Below are 3,574 nucleotides of genomic sequence, written 5' to 3'. Positions count from 1 at the left end.
TATCTAGAAATATCTTGAGACGTCCAAGTATTTTCTTTATTACTGGACTCTTATTAGAGAGTAAAACTAAGCCTGAGATAGGGCTTAAATATTAATATACGAGGGGTATGAGGCAGACCATAAAGATACGTTTATGAGTCAGTTACCAGAAAATATGTCAGCGGAAGAGAAAGAGAAACATTGGAACGACCATTTGAACACAAAAGTACAAGGATTTAGAAACCACGCAGAACAGGCGGCAACAAAAGCAGGAGCCATGCCAGTTGATGCGAAGGACAAACAAGGAAACAATCTGTTTGATAAGTCCTATGTGAATAAAGATGCGTTTGCTTCTCGGCTTGCATTAGGAAAAGTCGGAAAAGCAGTCGAGGATGTAAAAGGAGAAACGTTAGAAAGTGGCCATCAAAATATGGGACAAGTCGGTGCTCTTGTCGGTGCTTCTACTGCTGCATTTAAGAAAGCATATAGTGCAGACCATAAGGCGGGATTCATGAAACAATTCCCTGCAGATATGCCGCAGCAAGAAAAAGAAGCCGCATGGAATAAACATTTAGGTCAAAAAGTACAAGGATTTCAAAATCATGCACAACAAGCGGCGGAATCAGCTGGTATTGTACAGCAAAAAGATGGTACAAACTATGCGAATAAAGAAGCTTTCGCTTCTCATTTATCACAACAGTTACAAAAAGATCCTGACTTAAATGCGATGGGTATATCCAGTGCGGCAGGCATTCAGCAGGCAGTCAACGGTGTGAAAACGCACGGTTTGACAAATGGAACAGGAGGTCAGCAAGCAAAACAAGTAAGTAATGTTGGGAACCTGGTACAAGCTTCTACAGAATCCTTTAAACAAGGATATGCAGCTGAGAACAAGGCAAGCTTTATGAAAAACTTGTCTCCAACTATGTATCCAAAGCAAAAATTAGAAGCGTGGCAGTCACACCTGAATGAAAAAGGAAATGAATTTAAAGCAGTCGCACAACAAGCGGCAGTACAAGCAGGAGCGATGCCCGTACAGGCAAAAGATACGAGTGGTAAGAGTCTACATAATCAATCGTATATTAATAAAGATGCCTTTGCTTCGCAATTAACGAAAGGATTACAAAGCCATGCAAGTCTTGGAACGGTGAGTCAACAAGTAGGTTCTGGAATTACTAGTGCGATTCAAGGTGTTCGTTCACATGGCGTTGCAACAAGTAGCGCAATCAATAAAGCAGTATATGCAGCGACACGAACGCAAGCCAGTATCGCACGTGCAGGAGATCTTTCCGTTGCGGAAATTGAACGCTCTTATGCAGATGCATCAACAAGTGTAGCAAATATTGCACAAAGTGCTGGTAAAATGTCTATCCCAACATCTGCAGTGGGACGTATGACACAGCAGAGTACAAAACTTGGCATGAGTGTAATGGAAGGTGCGAAACACCTTATGCTTGCGGATCGCATTGATACGGTATCAAATGCATACTTTAGTGCCGCGAGTGCTGTTCAACAATCCGGAGGGAATGCAGTACAAAGAGTGATAAGTGGGACTACTGCTGCTGTTAATACATCATTAGGTGGGAATGCAGCAGAGCGCCACTATAATGTGACAAAAGGCTTAAGTTACGCCGCAGGTGTGATTGGTGGTGCGGGTGCTTATCAAGCAACTGCACGTATGGTAAGTAAACATAATCCGTATAACAGTGCAGTTCGTACAGAAGCAAAAGAGATTCAGGAGATTCAGAGAATGGTACCAACAACAACAGATCATACAGGCGCGCAATCGGTTGTAAAAGGTGCAGTACGTCTTGTGACGACAAATAATAAATCATGGATTGAAGCAAAAGACGCTAGTGGAATGAAGCAAGTTGTATCTCGTTATGGTAGTGGAGATAGTAATATACGCTCTGGACAAGTGGTATATCAGGATTTAAATATTTCAGACGGACAATTAACGCAGTATCGTAATGGTACGAAAGCATCTCCAGCCTATATACAAGATTCAAGTGGTGGCAAAATCAATATTAATCGCTCAATCAATGTAAATCCAAATCAATTAGTAGGAAACCAAAATCAAAGACCTTTACAACAGAAACCGGTATTTAATGAACCACCACTTACAGTCAATCACAAGGTAGACAATGGTCACTTCTATATGTCTGATTTAGACCAAGGTGGCTATAAGAATGTACAAATGGTGGTAGAAAGAGATCGTAGTTACATGGTTGCGACAACAACAGACGGTACAGTGTCACGTATTTCGCCATTCGGAAAAGGAGATACGCGTTTACAAGCAAACCAAAGGATTGAAAGAGCTTGTGAAGTGAAAGACAGTAGTATTAAACCAAGAGAAGAAATCTTAGTAACACAAACACAGGACGAAGTAGTCCGTACAGAGACGCATTTGAATTTATCAGAACATGACCCACAAAATCTGATTCCATTTGCGCCAAACCCTCGCTTAGCACAGCGAAGAGGAAGAAATTCTCAAAATGGAAAATATGGTGTGATAAGTCTATGAGTCAAAATCCTAACGATCCAAATGAACAGAAAAAAAGTAATCCTTTAAAAGATGTAGCTTCCCACTTTATTAAGAAAAAAGGGATGCAAGCGCGCGGGAAAATGGCAAAATTGGCAGGAAAAGCAGGAAGGGCGGCAGCGAAAGCTGCTGCCAAAATGCTAAAAGCAGGTATATTAAAAATTGTGGGTGCTGTTGTGGCAGCGGTTGGAGTACCTGCCGCTTTGGTTATGGGAGTAATTATTGCTGTGTGTGTGATTTTAGTCTCTTTTGTACCTTTTACTGATGATGAAGGTAAGACAGAGGAACAAGTAAAAAAATATATGGAAGTCTCAATGGCTTTGAATGTGGATTGGAAAGAGGTCGTCGCCTTTGACATGGCACGATATGATAATGATTTAACTGGTAAAGATCCGCATGATGCTATATCATATTTATTGGATATCCAATATGAAGAATATACAGAAAAAGAGGTATGTGAGGCGGGACCGAATGGTCCTTGTGAAAAAAAGAAAAAAGAGATGCAAAAAACAAAATCTGAAAGTTACTCCGGACCAGATGTAAAAAAGATAGTAGGAGATACAGATTTTAAGAAAAAAATAGATGAGATTAATGCAAGTGGAAGCAAAAAAGTGACAACATCTTCTCATGGACTAGAGAAAGCTATGGAACTCGCAAAGTTTAGTAAAAGTCAAAAAGAACGTGCGCGTGAGATATTAGAAGCCGGGATGTTAGAAGGTATGTATGGACATCTAGCACCTTCTAGTAATTTTGTTGGTGGTATGTGTGTAGGTAATGTGAGTCCTGGCGGGGAGCCTGTCAATCTTAATGCAAAAGTTACAGGATATCTTCCAAAGATTAAAGAAATGGCAGAAAAACATGGTGTTGCTCAATATGTTGGTATTTTGGCTGCCCAAATGATGCAGGAATCAGGTGGAGCAGGAAATGACCCGATGCAGGCTTCAGGCGCGACACGTTTCTCTATAAGCGTTTAGACGTGAAGTGAGAGTGTTGCTGAAATTTATCTTAAGCAACAATAACTAATATATCGAGAGTTGGAATGAAAATCGTCAT

At 40.7% G+C, this 3,574-nt stretch carries 2 pseudogenes; both read left to right on the top strand.

Annotation, left to right across the window (positions count from 1 at the left end):
• Window positions 1–100: 100 nt before the first annotated feature.
• Window positions 101–2,503 (top strand): annotated as a pseudogene (locus MR168_RS32470) (hypothetical protein); the annotation flags it as partial.
• Window positions 2,500–3,465, top strand: a pseudogene (locus tag MR168_RS32465) (lysozyme family protein); the annotation flags it as partial. The pseudogenes MR168_RS32470 and MR168_RS32465, both read left to right, overlap by 4 nt.
• Between the last annotated feature and the right edge of the window lie 109 nt (window positions 3,466–3,574).

The organism is Bacillus cereus group sp. BfR-BA-01356 (genome assembly GCF_022663635.1).
GTDB lineage: Bacteria > Bacillota > Bacilli > Bacillales > Bacillaceae_G > Bacillus_A > Bacillus_A cereus.
This window is presented reverse-complemented; position numbering and strand designations above follow the sequence as displayed.